Genomic DNA, 23,812 nt, shown 5'->3' with positions numbered 1-23,812 from the left:
GATAGTGTTGGAGCACAATGAGCGACTGGATCTGGTGGGTGATTCTCGCTGGGGGTGTGGCATTTGCCGTCTCCAGTTGGTGGGGCGTGCGGCGCTTGAAGGCCCGCCATATCCGCAGTGCCGTGGCGGATGACCCCCACAGGCCGAACCCCGGCCACCAGAAGGTGGCGGTGATCCTCAATCCGGTGAAGAACAAGTCCGACGAGGCGCGGCAGGCGATCATCGATGCCTGCGACCTGGCCGGCTGGGATCCGCCGACGTTCTACGAGACCACGCCCGAGGACCCGGGATACGCCCAGTCCCGCCAAGCGCTAGAGTCAAGGGCCGACGTCGTTCTTGCGTGCGGCGGCGATGGTACGGTGCGCGTGGTGGCCGAGTCGCTGGCGCACCAGGGCGTGGCGATGGGACTGATTCCGCTGGGCACCGGCAACCTGCTGGCCCGCAACGTGGATCTGGACGTCTACGATCTCGCCGGCTGCATCCAGGTGGCATTGTTCGGGCACCAGCGCTACATCGACACCGCAACCATGGGCATCGAGAACAGCATCACCGGGGAGTCGTCCACGCACACGTTCCTGGTGATCGCCGGCATGGGACTGGATGCCGAAGTGGTGGGCGACACCAAGGAAGACCTCAAGAAAACGGTGGGCTGGCTCGCCTATACCGAAGCCGGCGTGCGGCACCTGCCGGGCCGCCGCAAACGCGTCACCATCGCCATGGACGACGAACCGGAACAGGCCCGTAAGATCCGCAGCGTGCTCTTCGCCAATTGCGGGTTGATCCCCGGCGGCATCGACTTCATCCCGCAGGCCATGGTCGACGACGGCATGCTGGACATCGTGGTGATGAGTCCGCGCAGTGCGGTGGGCTGGATCGCGATGTACGCGAAGGTGCTGTTCAAGCACAACCGGAACCTGCCGGTGATGAACTTCTATCGTTCGCAGAAAGTCAGCATCCGCAGCCAGGAACCCATGGCAACACAGCTCGACGGCGATCCGTCAGGTGAGGCCACCGAGGTCACCGTCCAGGTGCAGCCCGGCTCGCTGCTGGTGCGGGTGCCGAAGAGCCACCCTTAGAGGGTTCCCTTATCCGGCTCTGCGGCATTCCGGTCAGCCTCTTTCTGGGCAGCTTTTGCCGCCGCGCGGGCCTCGGCCTGCTCCCGGATCATGGCCTGTTCTTCTTCAAAACGGAGTCGATCCGCACGGTCGGCTTCGTCGCCGTCCCAGTCGTCCTTGTTGTCGCCGGACGGCTTGGGATTGACGATCATGCCCTGGCCGTCTTTGTCATCGCGATGCACTGACATGACGTCTCCCTTCGTTTGGGCATTCATCCATCGTTTATGGATCAGGCAAGCATACGCACACTTACAGTCGCGCGAAAGGGGGTTGAAGCGTCAATGATTTCGCCGGAGATGGCCCGTACCGAACAATCGATCAGCCCTTAATAATCGATTCCACCCAGGCATGCGCAGACGCAAAAGCAGCGTCCGAGGTGTGCGGTGCCACGACGGCCGGCTGCTTATCGGCGCGGGCATAGGACCCCAGGAACCGCGTGGCGGGGCTGATCCGGTGGAGTCCGGCGAGGGCGTCGGCCACGCGGGAATCGGCTGCGTGGCCGTCGGCGTCGATGCTGAAGAAGTAGTGGCCCAAGTACTGGCCGGTGGGCCGTGATTCGATGCGGCTCAGGTTGACGCCGCGGGAGGCAAACTGGTCCAGGATTTCCATCAGGGCGCCGGGGTGGTCCTCCGGCAACGGCACAACAACCGTGGTCTTATCCGCCCCCGTACGTTCCGGCAGGGCACCGGGGCGGCCCACCAGGATGAACCGGGTGACTGCGTCCGGGTTGTCCCCGATGTTCTCGGCGAGTACGTTCAGTCCCGGCTGCCCGGCCGCAACCAGCGGCGCACAGATGGCAGCCTCGTAGGGCGCGTCCGGCTCCAGCAGGCCCATGGCGGCAGCGGCCGTCGATGAACCCGGAACATAGTCCGCTTGGGGAATATGTTCGTCCAGCCAGAGGCGGCATTGCGCCCACGCGTGGCCGTGGGTGGAGATGCGCTGGATGTCCGAAAGGTCGACGCCGGGCCTCGCCACGAGCACGAACGTGATGGGAACCAGCGCCTCACGGAGGATGCGGAGCTCCGGTCCTGTGGCAATGGCGTCGAGGGTTGCCGTAACGCCTCCTTCCACCGAGTTCTCGATGGGCACCATGGCAGCGTCAGCTTCACCTGCACGCACGCGGTCAAGGGCGGTGTTGACGTTGGTGCACGGGACGCGGGTAGCTTCCGAAGCACCCGGGACCTGCATGAGCGCAGCCTCAGTGAACGTCCCTTCCGGGCCCAGGAACGTATACATGGGAACTGCAGGCATCAATATATTCCTTGCCCGTTATTAGAGGACGACCGGCTTGAGGCCGTTGTCGGAGGTCATCGGCCTGCCTGCTTCGAACCACATGTCCATGCCGCCAGCCACATTAACGGCGGAGTAGCCCTGGGCCACGAGCCACTGCACCACCCGGAACGAGCGGCCGCCCGTGCGGCAGATGACGAATAAATCGTCATCCGGGTCCAATTCCTCCAGGCGCGCGGGGAGTTGGTCCATGGGGATATGGCGCGCACCCTCGGCGTGGCCGGCAACCCACTCGTAGTCTTCGCGGACGTCCAGGATGCTGGCGTCGGCCGGAATGTCGCCCACGGTCACTGTTTCGAAGTCGCTCACGGCAGTCCCTTCCATCGGTTCACGGAATCTGCATCCAGCCTAGTGCCCGGGAGGCGCACGCCGCGCCCGCAGGGCGGGACCTCCTTGCATGCCGGCGCCTTCCCGCGAAGACTGGGTGCCAGTCACTCCCACCGACGCAACCCAGGAGTAAGGAGCAGGTCATGGCTGCTGTCCAACCCACTATTCTTGCCACGTCCGGCGGGTACAGGCAGGGCAGCCGCACGCGGATCGAGTTCGACTCACTGGTGGACTATGCCGTGGAACTCTCCGGTGTCACGGGCAGGGCACCGAGGATCGCCCACATCGGCACCGCCGGTGGGGACCAACGATGGTGGGCCGCGGAAATCGACCAGGCAGCACGGATTGCGGGCTTCGACCTGAGCCACCTGAACCTGTTCACCATGCCCAACGTCGAGGATCCAGAGGCGTACCTGTTGGAGCAGGACGTGGTGTGGGTCAACGGCGGATCCGTGGTGAACCTCCTGGCGGTGTGGCGCGCCCATGGCTTGGACGGCATCCTCAAGAAGGTGTGGGAGAGCGGCGTGGTACTCGCCGGGGTGTCGGCTGGTTCCATCTGCTGGTTCAAGGGCGGCGTCACCGACTCCTTCGGTCCCGAGTTGAGGCCCGTCACGAACTCTTTGGGATTCCTCCCGTTCCATAATGGCGTGCACTTCGATTCCGAACTGCGCCGCCGCCCCACGGTCCACAGGCTGGTGGCGAACGGAACGCTCGGGGAGACCCACTGTACGGACGACGGCGTCGGGCTGGTCTACCGCGGGACGGAACTGGCGGAGGTGGTCTCCTCGGTGAAGAACAAAGCAGCATTCCGCGTGACGGCAGGAGCCGGCGAAAGCGTTGATGCGGTTGCCATCGAAGAACGGCTGGAGTCGCGCTTCCTTGGTTGATTCACCCCCTGCCCACCAGTCAGGGATCGCAGCGTTGACGGCAGTTGAACTCCGCGATGCCCTGGCCAGCGGCGAGCTGTCTGCCCGTGAGGCCGCCACCCACTTCCTGTCCGTCATTGAGACGCGCAACAGGCACTTGGGCGCCTTCATCACCGTGACCGCCGAGCACGCGATGGCCGCCGCCGCGGCAACGGACCAACGCCATGCGAACGGCGAGCGCAGCGAACTCCCCTTGTTGCACGGCATGCCCGTTGCCTTCAAGGACCTCACGGATGTGGCCGGCGTTCCCACCACGCACGGCAGCGCGGCCTTGGAGCACAAGCCGGCACCCGAGGATGGCGCCCTGGCAGCCACCTTGAAGGCCCAAGGGGTCATCTCGCTGGGCAAGACCCAGGTTCCGGAATTCGGACTCACCGCCTACAGCGAAAACCGCGTGGCACCGCCGTCGCGCAATCCACATTCCCTGGCCCGGAGCTCGGGTGGCTCTTCGGGCGGGAGTGCCGCCGCGGTTGCGGCCGGCATGGTGCCGTTCGCACCGGGTACCGACGGTGGCGGGTCCATCCGCATCCCGGCCGGCGCCTGCGGGCTGGTGGGCCTCAAGCCGGGCCGGGGGCTGGTGCCGTCGGGGGCGAGCGCCGGTGACGCTGCCAAGTTGGTGGTCGCCGGACCCCTCGCGAGGAACGCAGCGGATGCCGCGCTGCTGCTGGATGCGCTGGTCCCCATCGAAGACAGGCCCGACGGCGGCTACCTCGCCAACGTCTACGCGGCGCCCGACCCCCTGCGCATCGGAGTGACCTTGGACAGCCCCTGGGCCGCAAGCTATCCGTTCGAGGTCGAAACGGAAGCCTTGGACGCGCTCCACCGCGGCCGGAACCTGTTGGAAAGCGCAGGCCACCGTGTCCTTGACGCAGACATCCGCTACGACAACCGCTACCCGGAAGCATTTACCGCGGCCTGGACGGCCGGCGTCGGGAGCGCCCGGATAGCTCCCCAGCGGGAGGCGCTGCTGACCCCGCTTACCCGGACGTTCCGGCGTCGGGCGCAACAGCGGAGCGGCGCAAAAGTGCAGGAAGCGCTCGGCTTCCTACGGCAGTTCACCACGGATACCGTTGCCCAGTATTCGGAGTGGGACCTGATGCTCATGCCAACGCTGGCCCAAACACCACGGCCCATCGGCTGGTTTACGGGCGGCGGCCACAGCGGCGAACCGTGGCCCAGTGAATGGGCGGGAGACGCGGACCAGGACTACAAGAGGCAGTGTGAGTACGCGCCGTGGAGTTCCATGGTGAACGTGTGCGGCCTCCCGGCGATCAGTATTCCGGTCCACACCACGGAGAACGGCCTGCCCATGGGAATCCAGCTCATTGGCAGGATGGGATCTGAGCTGCAGCTTCTTCGGGTGGCGGCAGCGCTGGAGGCCGTCTAAATTACGGCGTCTAGCATATGGAATGCGGTTGCCAGGGGCATTGGTCGATGTGACAATGCCCGCAGTCAGTGCCAGCATTGAGGAAATGAGCACACCTCAAACCACGGCTCCGCCTGCCAAAACCCCGGGCGATACGTCATTCTTCGGCCACCCAAAGATGTTGGCCAGCCTTTTCTCCGTGGAAATGTGGGAGCGATTCTCCTTCTACGGCATGCAGGGCATCCTGCTTTACTACATGTACTTCACGGCCGACCAGGGCGGCCTGTCCATCGACAAGGGCCTCGCAGCGGGCCTGGTGGGCGCGTACGGCGGTGGCGTCTATCTGTCCACCATCCTGGGCGCGTGGCTCGCGGACCGCATCTTCGGATCGGAGAAGGTCCTCTTCGGCTCGGCCATCATGATCATGATGGGCCACATCGCCTTGGCACTCATCCCCGGCATTCCGGGCCTGATCGCCGGCTTGGTGCTGGTAGGAGTCGGCTCGGGTGGCCTGAAGGCAAATGCCACCGCGCTGGTGGGCACCCTGTACAGCGAGAAGGACGAACGGCGCGACGCCGGCTTCTCCATCTTCTACATGGGCATCAACATCGGCGGGCTCATTGGACCACTGGTCACGGGTTGGCTCCAGGAAAGCAACGGCTTCCACTGGGGCTTCGGCGCGGCGGCCGTGGGCATGGCAATCGGCCTGGTCATCTACTCTCTGGGCCGCAAGCGCCTGCCGGAGGAAGCCCACCGGGTCCCCAACCCGCTGCCCGCCAAGGACCGGACAAAGTACGGCCTGATCTTCCTCGCGATCCTCGTGGTGATCGGCGTGCTGCTCGGTACCGGCACCGTCAACGCGGACAACCTCGCCCGCAGCATGGCCTACGCAGCCATTGGCGCCTCGGTGATCTATCTCTTCCTGATCTTCCGGAGCCCCTTGGTGACGGGTCTTGAGCGCAAGCGCGTGCTCGCGTTCATCCCGCTCTACATCGCGTCCGCTGCGTTCTGGGCCTTGTTCCAGCAGCAGTTCACGTTCATTGCCGTGTACTCGGAGGAGAAGCTGGACCGCAACCTGTTCGGCTGGGAAATGCCTGCCGCGTGGGTCCAGTCCATCAACCCGGTGTTCATCATCATCTTCGCGGGCGTCATGGCTGCGCTGTGGACCAAGTTGGGTTCCCGGCAGCCGAGTTCGCCGTTCAAGTTCTCCATGGGCCTGTTCATCATGGGACTGGCCTTCCTGGCGTTCATCCCGCTGGCCGGCGACGGCAAGACTCCGCTCCTGGCACTCGTGGGCATCCTGTTCCTCTTCACCATGGCGGAGTTGTGCCTCTCCCCCATCGGGCTGTCCGTGAGCACCAAGCTTGCGCCGAAGGCCTTCCACACGCAGATGGTAGCCTTGTTCTTCCTCTCGGTCTCGCTCGGCACCACCCTGGCCGGCATCCTCGCGGGCCTCTACAACCCGGACGACGAGCTCCCCTACTTCCTGGGCATCGGCGGCGTGGCCGTGGTGCTCGCGGTAGCACTGGCCGCCTCCACTCCGGCGATCAAGAAGCTCATGGCGGGCGTTCGCTAGCAAGCGTTAAATCACGACGGCGGCCCTCGCCTTCGGTGGGAATCCCAACCGAAGGCGAGGGCCGCCGTCGTTCGCGTTTAGTAGTTGTAGCGGCTTGAGGCGCCCAAAGCCACGATGAAAATGATCCAGATAATGGCCAGGGCCACACCGATGTATCCCATCACCAAGCCAGCGATCGCCATGCCCTTGCCCGCGGGTTCGCGGTTCAGGGCGAGGTGGCCCAGGATCACCGCCGCGATCTGCGGGAGGATGAAGAAGCCGAAGCCCACCAACGTGGCGATACCGCAGATCATGCTCGCGATGCTCAAGCCCTTGGGCTGCGAGGGCATGGCGTAGTAGGCGGGCTGTCCGTACGGGTTCGGCTGGCCGTAGGGCTGCTGCTGGTACGGGCTCGGCGGCTGGTTGTACGGCGACGGCGGCTGCTGGCTGTAGTCACCCGGCGTGTACGAACTGGCAGGCGGCGTACTTGAAGGCGGCGTCGGCTGGGTGTAAAAGTCACTCTGGCCTTGCGCGTTTTGCGTGTAGGCGCTTTGCCCGTACGGCGGCAGCGGCTGGGTGGCGTCGGCCTGGGTTGTTGATTCGTACGACGGCGGCGGCGGAACCGCGCTGCCCTGGCCCGGCGCGCTGAATTCTGCGGGCGGAACGTACTGCGGCGGTTCGTAGCCCGCGGGCTTGTCTTCGTTGCCCTTGGCTGGTTGCTCTGACATAGGTATCCCCCTGTGCATGGTCTTTGATCCCAACCCTACCGCTGCCGAAGGCCACGCATAAGTACGGAGCCTTGCTGTCGCCAGCGGGACGCGGGGCTGTGACGCGATTCATGCATATGCATGGAATATGCCTGTTGCGGGATGGGTTGGCCTTAATAGCGACGTAAGCAGCGCTACAACGATCATCAGCGGGATCCGTCCCGCGAAGGAGGACATCATGGGTAACTTCCAAGGCAAAACCGCACTGGTCACCGGCGGCGGTTCGGGTCTCGGGGAAGCGATCAGCAAGGACCTCGCGAACAACGGCGTCAACGTGGTTGTGGTGGACGTCAACCTTGATGCAGCCACCCGCGTTGCCGGGGAAATCACGGCTTCGGGCGGCACCGCAGTCCCGTTCAAAGCCAATACTGCGGTAGCCGAAGACAGCAAGAAGGCGGTCGACTTTGCCGTCGAAACCTATGGTGCCCTGAACTATGCAGTCAACAACGCCGGCATCGGCGGTGCCAATGCCCCCGTTGGCGAGGTGGACCTTGAGGATTGGGACCGCGTCATCGCCATCAACCTCAGCGGCGTGCTCTACGGCATGCGCTACCAGGTCCCGGCCATCCTCGAAGCCGGCGCGGCTGAGGGTGCGATCGTCAACATGGCTTCGATCCATGGCACGGTCGCCGCCTTGGGCAACGCCGCATACACGGCGGCCAAGCACGGCGTTGTGGGCCTGACCAAGAACGCCGCCGCCGAATACGGAGCCCAGGGACTGCGCATCAACGCGATCGGCCCGGGCTACATCGAGACCCCGCTGCTGGCCAACGCCCCCAAGGAAATCATCAGCGGGCTCGAAGCGAAGCATTCCCTGGGACGACTGGGCCGCCCGGAGGAAATCGCGAACGTCACCACGTTCCTGCTTTCGGACAAGGCAAGCTTCATGACCGGCTCGTACGTCCTGGCTGACGGCGGCTACACGGCCGTCTAGTTCGCCACGGCCCTCGCGGCCCTCTTGGCCCTGGCGGCCCTCTTGGCCCTCGCGGTCCGGTGGATCAGTCGGATCCACTGGGCCGGGAGGGCTCTTTTGTGCTTAATCAGGAAACTGTCCGCAACGTAAAGCCGACGTGAATCTTTAGTCCGTTTGTTCCACCTGACCGCCATTCGACGTCATAGGGGCCGCATCACGGACATTTCCTGTCGGCGGGCGAAACGGTCTGGCATGCTGTTGGACATGGCTAGCCGAGCGGGCACAGTTGCCCTTCCCCAGGACCTTGTTGACATCACAGCCCTGCTGGACGCGTATTTCGACGTAACTCCGGATTTGGGCGATCCCGCGCAGCGCGTGGCATTTGGAACATCGGGCCACCGGGGTTCCAGCCTGAAGGCTTCCTTCAATGAAGCGCACATCCTTGCCATCACGCAGGCAATCGTCGAGTACCGCGGACGCCAGGGAATCACGGGACCGCTCTTCATTGGACGCGACACCCACGCTTTGAGCGAACCCGCGCAGAACTCCGCCCTGGAAGTACTGGCAGCCAACGGCGTGACCGTCCTGGTGGATGCCCGCCACGGCTACACCCCAACCCCGGCCTTGAGCCATGCAATCCTCAAGTACAACCGCGAAGCCGCACCCGGGACTCCCCAGGCCGATGGCATCGTGGTCACTCCGAGCCACAACCCGCCGGCAGACGGTGGCTTCAAGTACAACCCTCCGCACGGCGGCCCGGCGGACACCGACGCCACGGGCTGGATCGCCGAGCGCGCCAACCAACTCCTGGAAAACGGACTCCGCGGCGTCAAGCGCATCCCGCTGAATGACGCCCTGGCCGCAGACACAACGGGCAAGTTCGACTTCCTCAGCAGCTACGTTGACGATCTCCCGTCCGTCCTGGACCTCGATGCGATCCGCAACGCGGGTGTCCGGATCGGAGCCGACCCCATGGGCGGCGCCTCCGTGGATTACTGGGGCGAGATCGGCGAACGGCACCAGTTGAACCTGACGGTGGTGAACCCCACCGTGGACCCGCAGTGGGCCTTCATGACCCTCGACTGGGACGAGAAGATCCGCATGGACTGCTCCTCGCCGTCGGCCATGGCTTCGCTGATCAAGCGCATGTCTGCTGGCGCTTCCGGCGGCTCCGCCTATGACGTTGCCACCGGAAACGACGCCGACGCGGACCGCCACGGCATCGTCACCCCGGACGGTGGCTTGATGAACCCGAACCACTACCTCGCCGTCGCCATTGACTACCTCTACCGCAACCGCAGCGGCTGGAACCCTGGCTCGGTGGTGGGGAAGACCTTGGTTTCGTCGTCCATCATCGACCGCGTCGCTGCCGGGCTTGGCCGCAAGCTGGTTGAGGTTCCCGTGGGCTTCAAGTGGTTCGTACCCGGCCTGTTGTCCGGCGAGGGCGCCTTTGGTGGCGAGGAATCGGCCGGCGCTTCCTTTAACAAGCGCGACGGCAGCGTTTGGACCACGGACAAGGACGGCATCCTGCTGGCCCTGCTCGCCTCGGAAATCACTGCTGTCACGGGCTCCTCCCCGTCGCAGCTGTACAAGGGCCTGACGGACCAGTTCGGCGCTCCGGTGTACGCCCGGATCGACGCTGCCGCCACCCGCGAGCAGAAGTCCAAGCTGGGCAAGCTCTCCGCCGCCGACGTCACCGCGACGTCCCTGGCCGGCGAGGACATCACCGCGAAGCTGACGGAAGCTCCCGGCAATGGCGCCTCCATTGGCGGCCTCAAGGTTGTCACGGAAAACGCCTGGTTCGCGGCCCGCCCGTCCGGCACGGAGGACGTCTACAAGATCTACGCCGAGTCCTTCAAGGGCGCCGACCACCTGAAGCAGGTCCAGGACGAGGCCAAGGCCCTGGTGGACGGAGTCATCGCCTAGGCGGTTTGAGTACAGATGGGCGCGAGAGGGTTCTCCGAAAAGGGCGGTTTGGTGAGAGACCATCCCACCCCCGGACGCTCTCTCACCGAACACCCCCTCCCCCCGGACGCTCTCTCACCGAACACCCCCTTAAACGCCAACGCTCCTGCACCGGGTGCAGGAGCGTTGCCGTGGAAGGACTGGAATCAGACAGTGCGGACCACGTCGTCGTAAGCGAACTTCGGCTTGGCTTCGCCCCAGGCGTCCGGGCCGGGCTGGCCGATGTTGACGATGAGGAAGCTCTTCTGGTCGCCGTTCGGGAAGAATTCGGCGTCGATGGCCGCAAAGTCGGCGCCCGTCATAGGACCGGCCGCAAAGCCGAGCGAGCGGACGGCGAGGATGAAGTAGCCGGCCTGCAGGTGGGCGTTGTTGTTACCGGTGCTTGCGGCCAGTTCGGCGTTGTCGTCGTACATGGCCTTGGGGGCGCCGTAGGCGGGAAGGAACTTGTCCCACTGTCCCTGCCAGTCGGTGTCGTAGGACAGGATGGCGACCAGCGGAGCCGAAGCGGTCTTGGCCTGGTTGCCGCGGGAAAGGTGGTCAACCAGCTTGGCACGGGCTTCGTCCGAGCGGACATAGGTCACGCGGAGCGGCTGGGAGTTGAAAGCTGTGGGGCCGAACTTGGTGAGCTCATAGATGGCGCGGGCCTGCTCTTCGGTCACTTCGCCGGCGAAGCTGTTCGCGGTGCGGGCTTCGGCAAAAATGGCGTCGACTGCGGCGGCGTCAATGACTGCTTCTTCGTGTGCAATCGTCATGGATAAACCTTTCGCTGTGCCCTCGCCTCTTGGGGTGGCCGGGCTCTTCTGCTTTCCATGGTTGCAACTTCAAGTTCGCCTGTCCTCTTCCCGTGACGGCACGTGACGTTTGGCACACCCGGCGTTGCGGGGCGAGGTTTGCGCGCCCTTGTGCGTGCGAGGCGCGTAGAGCGGGCCCCGCAACGGCGGTAATGTTGCACCGAACCCCAACATTTCTTCTGAGGAAGGCCCGCCATGAGCATGCTCGGCATCAAATGGAAGCTCCACGGCAATGGCAAGACAATCCGGCCCGGCCACGTGGTGGCACCCGACGAGCGTCTGGCTTGGCCACTGACCATCGGCATCGGCATGCAGCACGTGGTTGCGATGTTTGGAGCTACCTTCCTGGTCCCGATCATCACGGGCATGCCACCGGCCACCACGCTCTTCTTCTCCGGCATCGGCACGCTCCTGTTCCTCGTGATCACGCGGGGCCGCGTGCCCAGCTACCTTGGTTCGAGCTTCGCCTTCATCGCCCCGATCCTCGCCTCCCAAGACCAGTACGGCGTTGGGGGAGCTTTGGGCGGCGTGGTGCTTGCCGGCGTCGTACTGGCGCTCATTGGCGCCGTTGTCCAGAAGTTCGGTGCCGAATGGATCAACCGGCTGATGCCGCCGATCGTCACCGGCGCAATCGTTGCGCTGATCGGCCTGAACCTCGCTCCGGCAGCCAAGAACAACTTCGACGCCGCACCCGTCACCGCACTCGTTACGCTGGTGACGATCATTCTGGTTTCCGTGCTGTTCCGCGGAATCCTGGGCCGGTTGAGCATCCTCGTGGGTGTTGTGGTGGGCTACGTCGTGGCGATGATGCGAGGCGAGGTTTCCTACGAAAAGATGGACGCCGCCGCCTGGGTGGGCCTCCCGACGTTCCACACACCCGAATTCCACCTTGGCGTGGTTGGTCTGTTTGTCCCAGTGGTGCTGGTGTTGGTGGCAGAGAATGTGGGGCACGTGAAGTCGGTGGCCGCGATGACCGGGCAAAACCTCGACGGCGTCTCCGGACGGGCGCTGATGGCCGACGGCGCCGCCACGGTACTTGCCGGATTCGGCGGCGGTTCCGGCACCACCACCTACGCGGAAAACATCGGCGTTATGGCGGCCACGAAGGTCTACTCGACGGCGGCCTACTGGGTGGCCGGCGTCTTCGCCATCCTGCTGAGCTTCTCCCCGAAATTCGGCGAGCTGATCGCGACCGTCCCCGCCGGTGTGCTGGGCGGCGCAGCAACCATGCTGTACGGCATGATCGGCGTGCTTGGCGTGAAAATCTGGGTGCAGAACAAGGTCAATTTCTCCAACCCGATCAACCTGACCACCGCCGCTGTTGCACTGATCATCGGCATCGCGGACTACACGTGGACCATCGGCGAACTGAAGTTCACGGGCATTGCCTTGGGCTCCGCCGCTGCGCTGGTGATCTACCACGGCATGAAGGGGCTGGCCCGTTGGCGCGGGACCGTGGCTGAGCCGGAGACAGAGACAGCAGGGTTGCCGCCTGCGGTGAAGTCGGCCATGAACGCGGCAGCGAAGCGGAGCGGGAAGAAGAAGTAGGGGACTTAGCGGGACTTGGCGTCTGCGGCGTCCAGGCCCTTCCGAATCTTCTCCCGGTCTTTGGGGTCCCAAGGACCTGAATTTGCCAAGGGAATCTCAGTCATGAACTGTCTCTCGGTCCGGGGAATTCTTGCGGCCACAATCTCCGGATTACTGGCCGCTGTGGCGTAGAGATTGGGACCGTCCGCATAGAAGGGGTCGGCCAGAACCAAGGGCCCGTCGGATGAGCGCATGATGTTGCTTGGGTTGTCGTCCAAAGGACCGCACCACGGCAGCTCCCGTTGCGCCCGCTGGTGAACGTCGTGCAAAACTCGGGAAAGGGGCGCCAACTCGCTGCTGCCCGTAGTGAGCTCCCGCCAAAATCCAGCCGCTTCCTCGTAAGTCACTGGGCTGAGCCACTCCATCAACTGCAGATCCCCACCACCCGCCAAGCGGCGGTGTAAATACAGCTTCGGCACCCGCCCGGTGACTGCAGCTTCACGGTAAAACGCGGCCGTGAAGGGCCCCACAGGATCGAACGGACTGATCCGCGCCACCGCATTGCCATCCGGTGAGCGAAGGGCAATCGCCCAGTCACCGGCTCCGCAGGGGTTCCAGCCGCGCCCACGCAACAGGTCTTCGACCTCGGTGTGATTCGCGCGGGCGTCCAACGAATCAATCCCGGCGGTAGCATCGCTGCTGTCCTGGCCACCTTCCATGGGTTACCTCCCTATCGCGTACAAAAGTACGCGATAGGGCCTGCTCGGCACACGTGCAGCCGCCATCCGCTCTCAACCCGGCAGGACCCCTTCCGGAACCTCCGCCTCCCACCGCAGCAGATCCCCTGGCTGGCATTCGAGCACCTCGCAGAGCGCTTCCAGCGTGGTGAAGCGAACAGCCTTGGCCCGCCCATTTTTCAGTACCGCCAGGTTCGCCGGGGTAATTCCCACGCGCTCCGCCAGGACTCCCACAGGCATCTTCCGCTTGGCCAGCATGACGTCGATGTCCACGATGATCGGCATCAGATGACCTCGTCGAGCTCGGCACGCATGCCGGCCGCTTCCAGATCGCGCGCAACCGCCTGTGCCAACAGTGTCCGCAGCACCAAGACCAGAAGCGCTACGCCACCCACCATCAACGCGGCTCCACAGACCAACAGGACCACTCCTGGCGCAATGTCACCCGGAGCCAACAAAACCGCAACCGAGAACACCACCAAGGCACCCAGCGAAACAGCCCAGAAGATCACGTCCACAAACCGGAATGCCAGGTGGGAGAACACAGTCCCGCGACGGACCATCGTCAGCAGGCGCCACACGCAAACGGCGACAACCTGCACGCAAAAGATCCCCAGCACCACGATCACCAGCAGAGCGTTCCGAGGCCCGTCCGGCGCCCCGGCCTCCGTCAAGTCAGCGGAAAGCAACGGCACCATCACCACCTGGACGAAGACGGAGCCGGCCAAGACCAGGGCCACCACCACGCGCAGGGCAAGAACTGCCAACTTTCCCACCAGACTCCTCCTTTTATCGGACAACAGACAAATACTATCGTTAATCGATATATAAGAGCAGAGCCAGTTCAAGGAAAATTAGTCAGCTTGCTTACTAACTCCATGGTCCCTAGGCTGGAACGCGTCAGACAAACAACTCTCGCAGCAGCGGCACGCGCCCAGAAGGCCGACCGCACAAGGAGGAGGAACAGTGTCAGAGCACAGCATCGCAGGCAAGAAAGTCGCCTTCCTGTTGACCGACGGCGTGGAGCAGGTGGAGCTGACCAGTCCATGGCAGGCCGTGGAGGAAGCCGGTGGCGAGCCCACCCTCATTGCGCCCGAAAAAGGCAAGATCCAGGGCTTCAACGGCGTGGACAAGGGTGACACCTTCGACGCAACCCTGGCCGTCGCCGACGCCGACGCCTCGGACTTCGACGCGCTGGTTCTCCCGGGCGGCGTCGTGAACGCAGACCACCTGCGCGTCAACAAGGACGCCCAGAACTTCACCCGGGCCTTCTTCGAGCAGCACAAGCCAGTGGCTTCGATCTGCCACGGGCCGTGGATCCTGATCGAAGCCGGCGTAATCAAGGGCCGCAACGTCACGTCCTACCACACGCTCCAAACGGACCTCCGGAATGCCGGGGCCAACTGGAGCGACCAGGAAGTGGTGGTGGATCAAGGCCTCGTCACCAGTCGCAACCCGGACGACCTCCCGGCCTTCAACAGCAAGGTCGTCGAGGAAATCTCCGAGGGCCAGCACGCTGGCCAGACCGCGTAGCGGTCACCGCACCACAGCATCGCAAGGCGGGTGCCGCCGTCGTACTTTCCCGTAAAGCACGACGGCGGCACCCGCCTTGCCCACCCGACCCACCAAACAAGCAACCGAGCAAAATTACACCGTCGTAATGTTGCGCAGATCACATTCGATGCCTAGGCTGGGGGACGCTGCAGCGTGGCAGCACACCAAGGAAAGGCAACACATTGGCCAGCGAGAAGCTCTCCGTAGTTGTTCGAGTGGATGTAGACGGCGAACAAATCCAGATCGCAGCAACCGGTCACGTGACGACGTCGAGCATCCAGGGACTCTACCCGGTGGTTCAACGCACCAAAAGCCTGGGCGGCGGACTCGATGTGGAGATGGACCTGTCCGAGGCAATCGTTGATGCGGACGCATTGGATGAACTGCAGGTCTACTCGGAGCTCTACGAAGTGCCTGTCCGTCTGCCGGAGCTCGACAACGTCACCGCGCTGCCGAGTCGCCACCTTGCCACAGCGGGCCGGGCGGCCTAGTTACTGCCCCGTTTGAGCCATGTGAAGCCGGATCCCGGATTACGCTACGCCCAGGAAGACCAGCAGCGCTCTCTCTACTTCGACCATTTGAACAGGCGCGAGCCGGCCGACACGGGCGTGAACGTTGGTTCGGCGGACTGTCGTGAGCTTGTCAATCATGATGTGGCTTTCATGTACAAGCCCGGACAACTCGGAGGGCTTCACCGGAATCCGCAGCAGTGGAATGTCCACCAACGTGGACGTCAGCGGTAGGACTGTCAATGAGTCGTTGGCATCGAACCGGTCATCCTGGATCACCAGCGCCGGACGGGGTTTAGATGCGTAGGCTCCGCCCGCGACTGTCCAGATTTCGCCCCTCACTCGTCATCCCACGCGACGGACACAGACTCTATCCAGTCCTGATCATCCGACTGACGGGCAGTTTCTGCAGCGAGAGCGGACTGTCTGTGCGCTTCAGCGGCAAAGTTTTTCGCGCGCGTGTCCGGCACCCAGACCTGTATCGACCGGAAGCCTGCCTCCCGCATCCTTCGCCTGTGCTCGCTGACTCGCTCCCTAACACTCATATTCAAGTGTTACACGTAACGCAGGCTTGCACCATTAGCGGAGGCGTCGCACGCGGAAAACGCCAGATCGAACATCCGAAGCCTTCCTTCATCCTTCCCCGCCGCCTAACGTAACTCCTGACAATCGATTTGGAGGCTACACATGCGCAAAGTCACTGCCGGACTCTTTCACTCCGTGGACGGCGTGGTTCAGGATCCGTTCAAGTTCCAGTTCGACAGCTTCGACGAGGATCTGGGCGAGGGCCTGACCAAGATGATCAACACCGTGGACACCGTGGTGCTTGGCCGGGTGAGCTACCAGGAGTGGGCGCAGTATTGGCCGAACGCCTCACGGGACGAGGACTTCGCGGCGTTCATCAACCCCGTCGAAAAGTTCGTGGCGTCCCGGACACTCGAGGGACCGCTCGAATGGGAGAACTCCCAGCTGATCGAGGGCGATGTGGAGGAGTTCGTGTCCGACCTCAAGTCGCGTGACGGCGGCGAGATCGCAGTCTGCGGCAGCATCTCCCTGGTCCGCCAACTGTTCTTCGCCGGCGTCCTGGACGAATTGACGCTCATGACCCATCCTGTGATCGCCGGCAATGGGCGCCGCATCTTCGAAGAAGGCGATCCCGTGCACCGCTTGGTGCTTGAGGACCAATACGCCACCAGCGAGGGCAACGTGGTAACCACGTACAGCCTGCGAAAAGACTAGAAGGCCCCGGAATTACTTCTTTCCGGCTTTCAGGTCCGCCACGACCTTCGCAATGCGGCGTGCCCGCGTCTCGGGGGTCTTGGCGTCCCCGATCGGCTCCACGTATCGGCGCTGGGCACTGTAATTGAGGGTCCCGTAGAAGGCCTTGGCGTCGGGCTCGGCATCCAGGGCGGCAGCGAGATCGTCCGGAACCTCGACGACGCGGGGCTGGGTGTCGACTTCGAGGCCCACCTCAAGCGTGTCCCCGGACGAGACGCCGGTCAGCTCACGGTTGGCCGAACTGACACCCACCATGTACTTTCCACCCATCACCGCGATGCTGCTGCGATAGCTTTGGCCATTCATCGTCACCACCACCGGCGGCCGTTTGCCTGCGCCCAGCGCCTCGACGATTTCCTCGGGTACGACGATGCCGGCCTTGTTTCCATCCCCAACGATGGTGGTGGTGAATTCCATGTGCCCAGTATGCCGGTAGACGTGCAACTTAAGCAGGACTACGTTCGAACATAACCGTCCCACCGAGCGTAGGAGTCAGAACCATGGACAATCAGGACATCCTGGAACGCATCCAGTCATTGGTGGAAGAGGAACACCAGCTCCGCGATGCCCCCAATCCGGAGGATGGCAAAGCCCGGCTGGCGCAGGTGGAAGCCCAGCTCGATCAATGCTGGGACCTGCTCCGCCAACGCCGCGCCAAGCGCGACGCCGGCGAAAACCCCGATGACGCCGCAGCCCGTCCCGTCAGCGAAGTGGAGGGCTACCGACAATAGGCCTTACGCGCCCTCGAGGACCTGGCTGGTTGCCCACGCAACGTACTTGCCGGCGTTGGCGACGGCGTCGGCAATGTCCGGTAGCCCGTCCTTGCGCTGCGCTACGTCCAGCAACTGGGCGGCCGCTACGATTCCGTGCGTCGCCAGGTCCTCAGGCGTTACAGTGATCCGGCCGGCAACAGCCACCACGGGAATTCCGTGAACACTCGCGGCATCAGCGAGAGCGATCGGCGCCTTACCCGTGAGCGACTGCTCATCCATGGAACCCTCGCCCGTGATCACCAGGTCGGCTTCGCCCAAGTGTTTGGCAAGCCCGGTCAGGCCCGCGACCAGTGCGAAGCCACCTTCCAGCGCGGAATCGGTGAAGGCAAGGAACGACGCCGGGAACCCGCCTGCCGCTCCAGCTCCTGGCACGTTGACGTCACGGCCGGTGGCTTCCCGAAGGAGCGACGCCCAGTTGCGGAGACCGGCGTCGAGCTTTTCCACCGCATCCTCATCGGCGCCCTTCTGCGGGCCGAAGACATGCGCGGCACCTTCCGTGCCGTACAACGGGTTCTGGACGTCGACGGCGATGCGGAACTTCACGCCTGACAGGCGCGGATCCAGCTCGGAGACATCGAGGGAAACGACGTCGATCAGGGAGCCTCCACCCAATGGCGCCACATTCCCTGCAGCATCGAGGGGCTTGAGACCCAAGGCACGCAGGGCACCGCTGCCGCCGTCGGACATGGCAGAACCGCCAAGGCCCAAGACGATTTCGGTAGCACCGGCGTCGAGCGCCGCGGCGATCAGCTGGCCGCAGCCGTAGCTGTGGGCGCGCAGGGAGTTCTCCGGCGTCGGTTCCATGTGGGCGAGGCCGGATGCCTGGGCGGTTTCGATGACGGCTGTGGTCCCGCCGGATTCTTTCTTGAGCGCCCAGGAAGCTCCAACGGGCTTGAGGATGGGACCAACAACGGCGTTGTTCCTTTCCTCGTACCCTGCGGCGATGGCGGCGTCGAGGGTGCCCTCGCCGCCGTCGGCCACGGGGAACTGGGTGGTTACTGCGTCGGGGTAGACGCGGAGAGCGCCTTCGGCCATGGCTGACGCGGCTTCGGCGGCGGTCAGGGATCCCTTGAACTTGTCAGGGGCAATGAGGATACGCATGAGATATATCATGCCAGTTGACCCGGGAAAGCGCTTGCCGAGCGCGTAATGTTCCGTGCGCCTGCGATGGTTTCATGGGGGGTGAGGCGTCGCTACCGTTGCCGCCAAGCGCACCCGTAACACCGGCAGCACACAGCGCGAACGGGTGCGCCGTGTGACCACAAGGGGTGCTCGCGGCGCGAACGGGTGCGCCCGGCGCGAACGGTAGCCCTGCCCCAAAGAATGTGGGCCTCGCACCCACTTCCGCCACACGCACCCGTAACACCGGCAGCACACAGCGCGAACAGGTGCGCCGCCTGGGCACAAGGGGTGCGCGCGGCGCGAACGGGTGCGCCGAGTAATGCCCCGGACTCAGCCGTTCAGCACCCGCACGGGCGAGCCGGCCAACCAGGATGTCACGTCCTCGTAGGCTCCCCCATAGAACTGCCGGTAGCTCTCATGCGTCACATAGCCGATATGCGGTGAAAGCACGGTCCGCGGCGAACGCAGCAAAGCGTGGCCGGACGGCAGCGGTTCCTCATCGTAGACATCCAGTGCAGCACCGCGAATCCAGCCCTCGTCCAAAGCACGAATGAGGGCAGCCTCGTCCACCAAGGGGCCCCGGGCCGTGTTCACGAGGAGTCCTTCCGGGCCAAGGAGCCGCAGCTCGTTCGCTCCCACAATGCCCTCGGTCCGCTCCGACAAGCGCAAGTGGAGAGTGACGACGTCGGACTCCCGGAACAGCTCCTCCTTGGTGACCTTGCGGGCGCCCGCCGCCTTCGCGGCCTCGGCCGTGAGGTTCTGGCTCCAGGCAAGCACCTCCATGCCGAACGTCTGGGCATACCGCGCCATGCGGGAACCGATCTTTCCCAGGCCGACGATCCCTAGGGTCTTGCCTTCCAGTTCAAATCCGACGGCGGATTGCCAGTCGCCTGCCCGCAGCGAGTTCTCCTCAACCACCAGGTTCCGGGCGAAGGCCAGCAGCAAGGCCCAGGTCATCTCGGGCGCAGCCGCCGGTGATCCGCCGGTCCCGCACACAACAACGCCCCGCTCGGAGGCGGCTTCCATGTCGATGGCTGCATTCGCCATGCCGGTGGTGACCAGGAGCTTCAGATTGACCAGCGAATCAAGGACGCGCCGCGGAAAACGCGTCCGTTCACGCATGGCCACGATGATGTCGAAAGGTGCCAAGGCGGCCACGGCTTGCTCTTCCGAAACGAAAGGCGCACTGAAAACCGTGACTTTCACGCCGTCGTCGAGCAGTGACTCCCACGGCGCGTAGTCGCCGGAGACCTGCTGGTAGTCGTCAAGGATGGCCAAACGGTACTGGGTCACGTGAATCTCCTTGGCTCGCAGGCTGGACGCGTAGGTCCAGCCTCTCACGGCCGGACGCGACGGGCCGCGGTCATTGATCAGCCGGCTTGGTACCGAGGGTCAGGGACACGTTGCTTGAATGGTCCTTGGAGCAGTCGTCACAGCAAGCGTCCGGTGCAGCGCGAGCCGCATCGTCTTCCTGGCGACCGGCAGGAACCGCGCAGCACACGTCACCCTTCCACGCATTGAAGCCCTCGCGAGCGGCGATGCCTGCGATCACCAACGCTGCCATGGCGTCCGCCCACCACCAGCCGAGCGTGCTGTTCAGCAGCAAACCCACCAGCAGCACGGCGGACAGGTACGTGCAAAGGAGCGTCTGTTTGGAGTCGGCGACGGCGGTCCGGGAACCCAATTCGCGGCCGGCGCGGCGCTGCGCCCACGAGAGCACGGGCATGATCGCGAGACTCAAAGCCGCGATCACGATGCCTGGCGTTGAGTGCTGGGCCTCCCCCGCACCCAGCAGCGATCTGGCCGCATCCACTGTTACGAAGGCAGCCAGCGCGAAGAAGGAAATGGCAATGATCCGGAGCGTCAGGTGTTCGCGCCGCTCAGGATCCTTGGCAGAAAACTGCCAGGACAACGCGAGCGCCGAGGTCACCTCAATGACAGAGTCCAATCCAAAGCCAAGGAGCGCGGAGGAGTCGGCTACGCCACCGGCCCACAGTGCGGCCACGGCCTCAATGATGTTGTAAGTGATGGTGGCGGCGGCAAAGAGCCTGATCCGTCGGGTCAGGACAATGCGGCGGTCCACGGTGAGGGTCACGCGAAGCACTCTCCGTTCGGCGCGCAGCAGGACGGGTCCACGGCCAAGACCACTCCCAACAGGTCCCGGATGGCATGGCCGAGCCGCGCGTCCGCGAGTTCGTACCGGGTCCTGCGCCCGTCCGGGACGGCAACCACCAGCCCACAGCCACGCAGGCAGGTCAGGTGGTTGGACATGCTCTGCCGCGAGACGCCCAGAGTGTCTGCCAGGTCGGAAGGGTAGGACGGCGTCTCGGACAAGGCCAGGAGGATCCTTGCCCGGGTGGGGTCTGAGACGGCGTACCCAAAACGAGCCAGCACGGGGGCATGCGTGAGCGTTTCCATTGCTCCAAAGTACAGCCATGGCTGTATTCAGTCCAAGCTGTAGTCACGGAACCCTTGGAATCGGGCGGTCAGGGATTCTAACGTTGTAAATGATGATTCTTTCCGCTTCAGAAGGAGATATCTTGACCATCCCCAAGCCCGAACACCCCCGGCCCCAGCTGGTTCGCGACACCTGGCTCAACCTCAACGGCACCTGGGGTTTCGAGATCGACGCCGGGGATTCCGGCTGGGAGCGCGGCCTCCTCACGCGCGAACTCACCGACGAGATCCTTGTCCCCTTCGCACCGGAGTCTGCGCTTTCCGGGGTGGAGAACGTCGATTTCATGGAGGCCGTCTGGTACCGGCGCACGGTGACTATTCCGCAAGAGTGGGCGGGGCTCAAGGTCCTCCTACACTTTGGTGCCGTGGACCATGACGCAACAGTGTGGGTGAACGGAGTGGAGGTGGCCCGGCATCGGGGCGGATTCACGCCCTTCACCGCCGACCTCAGCGAAGTCACCGAACCGGGCGCGGACGCCGTCATCGTGGTGCGTGCACGCGATTCCCGCCACGACATGCAGGCCCGGGGCAAGCAAGCCACCTGGTACAACAACACGCACTGCCAATACACGCGCACCACGGGAATCTGGCAGACGGTATGGCTGGAAGCAGTTCCGGATGTCCACATCAAGCGCCTTCGCATGACCCCGGCCCTGGCCGATTCCAGCCTGACACTGGAGGTGCCCGTTTCAAGGAACCGCAAAGGCCACACCGTTGAGGCCGTCCTCACCAACCCCCAATCCAAGGTGCGGATGGAAGCATCGGCGAGGGCCGACGTCGACCTTTCCCCTTCACTTCGGTTCGAGATCCCCGAAGCGCAGCTCCGTCCGTGGTCCCACGAGGACCCGTTCCTGTATGACCTCCAGGTCACACTCAAGAACGATGTGGGACAAACAGTGGATGAAGTGAGCAGCTACGCGGCAGTCCGTTCCATAGCCCTGGATGGAAAGGTTGTTCGGATCAACGGGAAGGCCGTGTTCCAACGCCTGGTCCTTGATCAAGGCTATCGGCCGGAGTCCCTCATGACCGCGCCGGATGATGCCGCACTTGTCAGGGACATCGAACTGGCCAAATCCGCAGGTTTCAACGGCGCCCGGCTTCACCAGAAGGTCTTCGAAGAGCGCTTCCTGTACCACGCGGACCGTTTGGGCTACTTGGTCTGGGGCGAGTTCGGCGATTGGGGTGTCTCCGGCGGTGGCACCCTTGGCCACAACCAACAGCCCACGGCAAGCTTTGTGGCGCAGTGGCTGGAAGTCCTCCAGCGCGACTACAACCACCCGAGCATCATCGGCTGGTGCCCGCTCAATGAGACCCACCAGCATCTCCATGACAGGATCACGGTGCTGGACGACGTCACCCAGGCCATGTTCCTTGCCACCAAGCTCGCCGATCCAACGCGGCCCGTCATCGACGCCTCCGGATACTCCCACCGGGTCCGGGAGACGGACATCTACGACTCGCACTCGTATGAGCAGGACCCGGACGCGTTCCGCGTGGAGCAGGAGGGCCTGGCCAGTGGCAAGCCCTACGTCAACCGCGCGCATGATGGAGTGGAGTACTCCGTTCCTTACAACGGGCAGTCCTTCTTTGTATCCGAGTTCGGCGGCATTTGGTGGAACGAGGCTGAGGCCCGGCAAGCGGCAGCCGCGGGCAACGACGTCGAAACGTCCTGGGGCTATGGTCAGCGCGTCGCCAGCGAGGAGGAGTTCTACGAGCGGTTCGAAGGCCTCTGCGGCGTCCTGCTGGATAACCCGCACATGTTTGGTTACTGCTACACGCAGCTCACGGATGTGTTCCAGGAAAAGAACGGGATCTTCAACTTCGATCGCTCCGCCAAACTGGACCTTACCCGGATCAGGGCGATACAGGAGCGCCAGGCGGCCATCGAGAGGGAGTAGCTGCGAGAGCGTCCGGCGGAAAGGGCGATTCGGTGAGAGAGCGTCCGGCAGAAAGGGCGATTCGGTGAGAGAGCGTCCGATCCTCTCTCACGAAATCGCCCCTTCAGGCAAACGCTCTCTCACCCGCGCTAGACCCACTGGCGCCGATTCATGAGGACTTCCTTGAGCAGGTCCAGCCGGTCGGAAACCAGGCCGTCCACGCCAAGGTCCAGCAAACGCTGCATCTCGTCGGGTTCGTTGATGGTCCACACATGGACCTGCCGGCCCACGCGATGCGCCCGGCGGACGAAGCCCCGGGTGACCACCGGGAACCGGCCGTAGCGGGCCGGCACCTGGAAAGCGTCGACGCCGGCAAGCAGCTTGCGTGCCAACGGCGCGGGAAGGACGGGGCCAAGGAAGACGAACAGCGCCGTGAGGGTGCTCCCTGCCGAAGAGGCAGTCCGCTCGCTGAGTTTGTTCAACACCGCCCTGCGGCGACGGTCGGAGAAGCTCGTCACCAGGACGCGCCCGTGGATGCCGTGGAGCTCGATGGCCTCCGCCAGGGGAACCACGGAATTCCAGTCCTTCACGTCAAGGTTCAACCTGGCCTGCGGGAAAGCCGCAACGAGCTGGTCGAACGTGGGTACCGGCTCATGTCCTCCAATACGGGCTGCGGACACCTCGGCCGCCGTCAGCTCAGCGATACGGCCTCTGGAATCGGTCACCCGGTCCAAGGACTCATCGTGGAAGACCAGCAGGACGCCGTCCTTTGTGGTGTGGACGTCCGTCTCAAGGTGCATGGTCCCCAACTCAACAGCTGCCCGGAACGCTGCCATCGAATTCTCCAGGCCGTCCAGGGAGAAGCCGCGGTGGGCAAAGGCCAGGGTCCCGGTCGAGCCGTCTTTACGCAGGAAGTAGGGCAGCGTCACATCCGTAGCGTAACTGACTGATCCAGCCGGGAGA

Annotated in this window: 28 protein-coding genes; 12 read left to right on the top strand and 16 right to left on the bottom strand. The window is 64.1% G+C overall.

Features of this window, described 5'->3' with window-relative positions; genetic code table 11:
- The first annotated feature begins 17 nt into the window (after positions 1–17).
- Positions 18–1,076 (top strand): diacylglycerol/lipid kinase family protein, encoded by a 1,059-nt coding sequence (locus ACH488_RS18390; RefSeq protein WP_397325992.1) that lies wholly within the window; start codon positions 18–20, stop codon positions 1,074–1,076.
- Here the strand turns inward: ACH488_RS18390 and ACH488_RS18385 are convergent.
- From ACH488_RS18385 to ACH488_RS18375, 3 genes are all read right to left on the bottom strand, one after another.
- The gene (locus tag ACH488_RS18385) at positions 1,073–1,303 is read right to left on the bottom strand and encodes a hypothetical protein (protein ID WP_397325991.1); all 231 of its coding nucleotides are present in this window, start codon (positions 1,301–1,303) and stop codon (positions 1,073–1,075) included. The genes ACH488_RS18390 and ACH488_RS18385 overlap by 4 nt on opposite strands.
- A gap of 130 nt (positions 1,304–1,433) precedes the next feature.
- Positions 1,434–2,366: a prephenate dehydratase gene (gene pheA, locus ACH488_RS18380; RefSeq protein ID WP_397325990.1), complete on the bottom strand. Its 933-nt coding sequence runs from the start codon at positions 2,364–2,366 to the stop codon at positions 1,434–1,436.
- Positions 2,367–2,387: 21 nt separating this feature from the next.
- A complete protein-coding gene (locus ACH488_RS18375; protein WP_397325989.1) occupies positions 2,388–2,714 on the bottom strand; it encodes a rhodanese-like domain-containing protein in 327 nt (108 codons plus the stop codon).
- 161 nt (positions 2,715–2,875) lie between these two features.
- Between ACH488_RS18375 and ACH488_RS18370 the strand changes: the two genes are divergently transcribed.
- Genes ACH488_RS18370 through ACH488_RS18360 form a run of 3 tightly spaced genes read left to right on the top strand, consistent with a single transcriptional unit; the run spans position 2,876 to position 6,600 of the window.
- On the top strand, positions 2,876–3,619 hold the full coding sequence (locus ACH488_RS18370) for a Type 1 glutamine amidotransferase-like domain-containing protein (RefSeq protein WP_397325988.1): 744 nt from the start codon (positions 2,876–2,878) through the stop codon (positions 3,617–3,619).
- Positions 3,612–5,045: an amidase gene (locus ACH488_RS18365; protein ID WP_397325987.1), complete on the top strand. Its 1,434-nt coding sequence runs from the start codon at positions 3,612–3,614 to the stop codon at positions 5,043–5,045. Before ACH488_RS18370 ends, ACH488_RS18365 begins: the two co-directional genes overlap by 8 nt.
- Positions 5,046–5,100: 55 nt before the next feature.
- Positions 5,101–6,600: a peptide MFS transporter gene (locus ACH488_RS18360; protein ID WP_397325986.1), complete on the top strand. Its 1,500-nt coding sequence runs from the start codon at positions 5,101–5,103 to the stop codon at positions 6,598–6,600.
- A 77-nt stretch (positions 6,601–6,677) separates the two neighbouring features.
- Here ACH488_RS18360 and ACH488_RS18355 read toward each other — a convergent pair whose 3' ends face one another.
- On the bottom strand, positions 6,678–7,307 hold the full coding sequence (locus ACH488_RS18355; RefSeq protein WP_397325985.1) for a DUF4190 domain-containing protein: 630 nt from the start codon (positions 7,305–7,307) through the stop codon (positions 6,678–6,680).
- A gap of 217 nt (positions 7,308–7,524) precedes the next feature.
- On the opposite strand from ACH488_RS18355, the gene ACH488_RS18350 reads away from it, so the two are divergent.
- Positions 7,525–8,280 carry an SDR family NAD(P)-dependent oxidoreductase gene (locus ACH488_RS18350; RefSeq protein ID WP_397325984.1) on the top strand — a complete coding sequence of 252 codons (756 nt, stop codon included), beginning with the start codon at positions 7,525–7,527 and terminating at the stop codon, positions 8,278–8,280.
- A 243-nt stretch (positions 8,281–8,523) separates the two neighbouring features.
- Positions 8,524–10,185, top strand: coding sequence for a phosphoglucomutase (alpha-D-glucose-1,6-bisphosphate-dependent) (gene pgm / locus ACH488_RS18345; protein ID WP_397325983.1), 1,662 nt, complete (start codon positions 8,524–8,526; stop codon positions 10,183–10,185).
- Positions 10,186–10,370: 185 nt separating this feature from the next.
- On the opposite strand, the gene ACH488_RS18340 is transcribed toward pgm, so the two are convergent.
- The gene (locus tag ACH488_RS18340) at positions 10,371–10,976 is read right to left on the bottom strand and encodes a malonic semialdehyde reductase (RefSeq protein ID WP_397325981.1); all 606 of its coding nucleotides are present in this window, start codon (positions 10,974–10,976) and stop codon (positions 10,371–10,373) included.
- A 234-nt stretch (positions 10,977–11,210) separates the two neighbouring features.
- Between ACH488_RS18340 and ACH488_RS18335 the strand changes: the two genes are divergently transcribed.
- On the top strand, positions 11,211–12,563 hold the full coding sequence (locus ACH488_RS18335) for a uracil-xanthine permease family protein (protein WP_397325980.1): 1,353 nt from the start codon (positions 11,211–11,213) through the stop codon (positions 12,561–12,563).
- A gap of 5 nt (positions 12,564–12,568) precedes the next feature.
- Here the strand turns inward: ACH488_RS18335 and ACH488_RS18330 are convergent, their stop codons facing one another.
- From ACH488_RS18330 to ACH488_RS18320, 3 genes are all read right to left on the bottom strand, one after another.
- The gene (locus ACH488_RS18330; protein WP_397325979.1) at positions 12,569–13,261 is read right to left on the bottom strand and encodes a hypothetical protein; all 693 of its coding nucleotides are present in this window, start codon (positions 13,259–13,261) and stop codon (positions 12,569–12,571) included.
- A 72-nt stretch (positions 13,262–13,333) separates the two neighbouring features.
- Positions 13,334–13,564 (bottom strand): helix-turn-helix domain-containing protein, encoded by a 231-nt coding sequence (locus ACH488_RS18325; RefSeq protein ID WP_397325978.1) that lies wholly within the window; start codon positions 13,562–13,564, stop codon positions 13,334–13,336.
- Positions 13,564–14,055 (bottom strand): DUF2975 domain-containing protein, encoded by a 492-nt coding sequence (locus ACH488_RS18320; protein ID WP_397325977.1) that lies wholly within the window; start codon positions 14,053–14,055, stop codon positions 13,564–13,566. The genes ACH488_RS18325 and ACH488_RS18320 overlap by 1 nt, the downstream gene beginning before the upstream one ends.
- A 190-nt stretch (positions 14,056–14,245) precedes the next feature.
- Here ACH488_RS18320 and ACH488_RS18315 point away from each other — a divergent pair, with 190 nt between their 5' ends.
- Positions 14,246–14,812 (top strand): type 1 glutamine amidotransferase domain-containing protein, encoded by a 567-nt coding sequence (locus tag ACH488_RS18315; RefSeq protein ID WP_397325976.1) that lies wholly within the window; start codon positions 14,246–14,248, stop codon positions 14,810–14,812.
- A gap of 203 nt (positions 14,813–15,015) precedes the next feature.
- Positions 15,016–15,324, top strand: a complete 309-nt coding sequence (locus tag ACH488_RS18310) for a hypothetical protein (protein WP_397325975.1) — start codon at positions 15,016–15,018, stop codon at positions 15,322–15,324.
- A gap of 39 nt (positions 15,325–15,363) precedes the next feature.
- Here ACH488_RS18310 and ACH488_RS18305 read toward each other — a convergent pair whose 3' ends face one another.
- Positions 15,364–15,684 (bottom strand): type II toxin-antitoxin system PemK/MazF family toxin, encoded by a 321-nt coding sequence (locus ACH488_RS18305; protein WP_397325974.1) that lies wholly within the window; start codon positions 15,682–15,684, stop codon positions 15,364–15,366.
- Positions 15,681–15,887: an antitoxin MazE family protein gene (locus ACH488_RS18300; protein WP_397325973.1), complete on the bottom strand. Its 207-nt coding sequence runs from the start codon at positions 15,885–15,887 to the stop codon at positions 15,681–15,683. The genes ACH488_RS18305 and ACH488_RS18300 overlap by 4 nt, the downstream gene beginning before the upstream one ends.
- A gap of 142 nt (positions 15,888–16,029) precedes the next feature.
- Between ACH488_RS18300 and ACH488_RS18295 the strand changes: the two genes are divergently transcribed.
- Complete coding sequence (locus ACH488_RS18295; RefSeq protein ID WP_397325971.1) at positions 16,030–16,581, top strand: dihydrofolate reductase family protein; 552 nt, start codon at positions 16,030–16,032, stop codon at positions 16,579–16,581.
- Between the two features lie 12 nt (positions 16,582–16,593).
- Here the strand turns inward: ACH488_RS18295 and ACH488_RS18290 are convergent, their stop codons facing one another.
- Positions 16,594–17,037 carry a YdeI/OmpD-associated family protein gene (locus ACH488_RS18290; RefSeq protein WP_397325970.1) on the bottom strand — a complete coding sequence of 148 codons (444 nt, stop codon included), beginning with the start codon at positions 17,035–17,037 and terminating at the stop codon, positions 16,594–16,596.
- 83 nt (positions 17,038–17,120) lie between these two features.
- On the opposite strand from ACH488_RS18290, the gene ACH488_RS18285 reads away from it, so the two are divergent.
- Entirely contained in the window at positions 17,121–17,351 is a 231-nt protein-coding gene (locus tag ACH488_RS18285; RefSeq protein WP_397325969.1) for a DUF2630 family protein, read from the top strand.
- 3 nt (positions 17,352–17,354) lie between these two features.
- Here the strand turns inward: ACH488_RS18285 and ACH488_RS18280 are convergent, their stop codons facing one another.
- The 4 genes from ACH488_RS18280 to ACH488_RS18265 form a co-directional block, all read right to left on the bottom strand.
- Positions 17,355–18,494 (bottom strand): glycerate kinase, encoded by a 1,140-nt coding sequence (locus ACH488_RS18280; protein ID WP_397325968.1) that lies wholly within the window; start codon positions 18,492–18,494, stop codon positions 17,355–17,357.
- A gap of 351 nt (positions 18,495–18,845) precedes the next feature.
- Positions 18,846–19,808 (bottom strand): D-2-hydroxyacid dehydrogenase family protein, encoded by a 963-nt coding sequence (locus ACH488_RS18275; RefSeq protein WP_397325967.1) that lies wholly within the window; start codon positions 19,806–19,808, stop codon positions 18,846–18,848.
- 70 nt (positions 19,809–19,878) lie between these two features.
- Positions 19,879–20,610, bottom strand: a complete 732-nt coding sequence (locus ACH488_RS18270) for a cation diffusion facilitator family transporter (RefSeq protein WP_397325966.1) — start codon at positions 20,608–20,610, stop codon at positions 19,879–19,881.
- Positions 20,607–20,933: an ArsR/SmtB family transcription factor gene (locus tag ACH488_RS18265; RefSeq protein WP_397325965.1), complete on the bottom strand. Its 327-nt coding sequence runs from the start codon at positions 20,931–20,933 to the stop codon at positions 20,607–20,609. The genes ACH488_RS18270 and ACH488_RS18265 overlap by 4 nt, the downstream gene beginning before the upstream one ends.
- 89 nt (positions 20,934–21,022) lie before the next feature.
- Here ACH488_RS18265 and ACH488_RS18260 point away from each other — a divergent pair, with 89 nt between their 5' ends.
- Positions 21,023–22,870, top strand: a complete 1,848-nt coding sequence (locus tag ACH488_RS18260; protein ID WP_397325964.1) for a glycoside hydrolase family 2 protein — start codon at positions 21,023–21,025, stop codon at positions 22,868–22,870.
- 128 nt (positions 22,871–22,998) lie between these two features.
- Here the strand turns inward: ACH488_RS18260 and ACH488_RS18255 are convergent, their stop codons facing one another.
- A complete protein-coding gene (locus ACH488_RS18255) occupies positions 22,999–23,778 on the bottom strand; it encodes a glycerophosphodiester phosphodiesterase (protein WP_397325963.1) in 780 nt (259 codons plus the stop codon).
- Positions 23,779–23,812 lie beyond the last annotated feature (34 nt).

This window comes from Paenarthrobacter sp. NPDC018779 (genome assembly GCF_044391085.1).
GTDB lineage: Bacteria > Actinomycetota > Actinomycetes > Actinomycetales > Micrococcaceae > Arthrobacter.
This window is presented reverse-complemented; position numbering and strand designations above follow the sequence as displayed.

Coding starts and splice junctions, on each gene's coding strand:
- ACH488_RS18390 (WP_397325992.1), top strand. CDS start 18: ATGAGCGACTGGATCTGGTGGGTGATTCTCGCTGGGGGTGTGGCATTT.
- ACH488_RS18385 (WP_397325991.1), bottom strand. CDS start 1,303: ATGTCAGTGCATCGCGATGACAAAGACGGCCAGGGCATGATCGTCAAT.
- pheA (WP_397325990.1), bottom strand. CDS start 2,366: ATGCCTGCAGTTCCCATGTATACGTTCCTGGGCCCGGAAGGGACGTTC.
- ACH488_RS18370 (WP_397325988.1), top strand. CDS start 2,876: ATGGCTGCTGTCCAACCCACTATTCTTGCCACGTCCGGCGGGTACAGG.
- ACH488_RS18360 (WP_397325986.1), top strand. CDS start 5,101: ATGCCCGCAGTCAGTGCCAGCATTGAGGAAATGAGCACACCTCAAACC.
- ACH488_RS18355 (WP_397325985.1), bottom strand. CDS start 7,307: ATGTCAGAGCAACCAGCCAAGGGCAACGAAGACAAGCCCGCGGGCTAC.
- ACH488_RS18350 (WP_397325984.1), top strand. CDS start 7,525: ATGGGTAACTTCCAAGGCAAAACCGCACTGGTCACCGGCGGCGGTTCG.
- pgm (WP_397325983.1), top strand. CDS start 8,524: ATGGCTAGCCGAGCGGGCACAGTTGCCCTTCCCCAGGACCTTGTTGAC.
- ACH488_RS18340 (WP_397325981.1), bottom strand. CDS start 10,976: ATGACGATTGCACACGAAGAAGCAGTCATTGACGCCGCCGCAGTCGAC.
- ACH488_RS18335 (WP_397325980.1), top strand. CDS start 11,211: ATGAGCATGCTCGGCATCAAATGGAAGCTCCACGGCAATGGCAAGACA.
- ACH488_RS18330 (WP_397325979.1), bottom strand. CDS start 13,261: ATGGAAGGTGGCCAGGACAGCAGCGATGCTACCGCCGGGATTGATTCG.
- ACH488_RS18325 (WP_397325978.1), bottom strand. CDS start 13,564: ATGCCGATCATCGTGGACATCGACGTCATGCTGGCCAAGCGGAAGATG.
- ACH488_RS18300 (WP_397325973.1), bottom strand. CDS start 15,887: ATGAGTGTTAGGGAGCGAGTCAGCGAGCACAGGCGAAGGATGCGGGAG.
- ACH488_RS18295 (WP_397325971.1), top strand. CDS start 16,030: ATGCGCAAAGTCACTGCCGGACTCTTTCACTCCGTGGACGGCGTGGTT.
- ACH488_RS18290 (WP_397325970.1), bottom strand. CDS start 17,037: ATGGAATTCACCACCACCATCGTTGGGGATGGAAACAAGGCCGGCATC.
- ACH488_RS18285 (WP_397325969.1), top strand. CDS start 17,121: ATGGACAATCAGGACATCCTGGAACGCATCCAGTCATTGGTGGAAGAG.
- ACH488_RS18280 (WP_397325968.1), bottom strand. CDS start 18,494: ATGCGTATCCTCATTGCCCCTGACAAGTTCAAGGGATCCCTGACCGCC.
- ACH488_RS18265 (WP_397325965.1), bottom strand. CDS start 20,933: ATGGAAACGCTCACGCATGCCCCCGTGCTGGCTCGTTTTGGGTACGCC.
- ACH488_RS18260 (WP_397325964.1), top strand. CDS start 21,023: ATGATGATTCTTTCCGCTTCAGAAGGAGATATCTTGACCATCCCCAAG.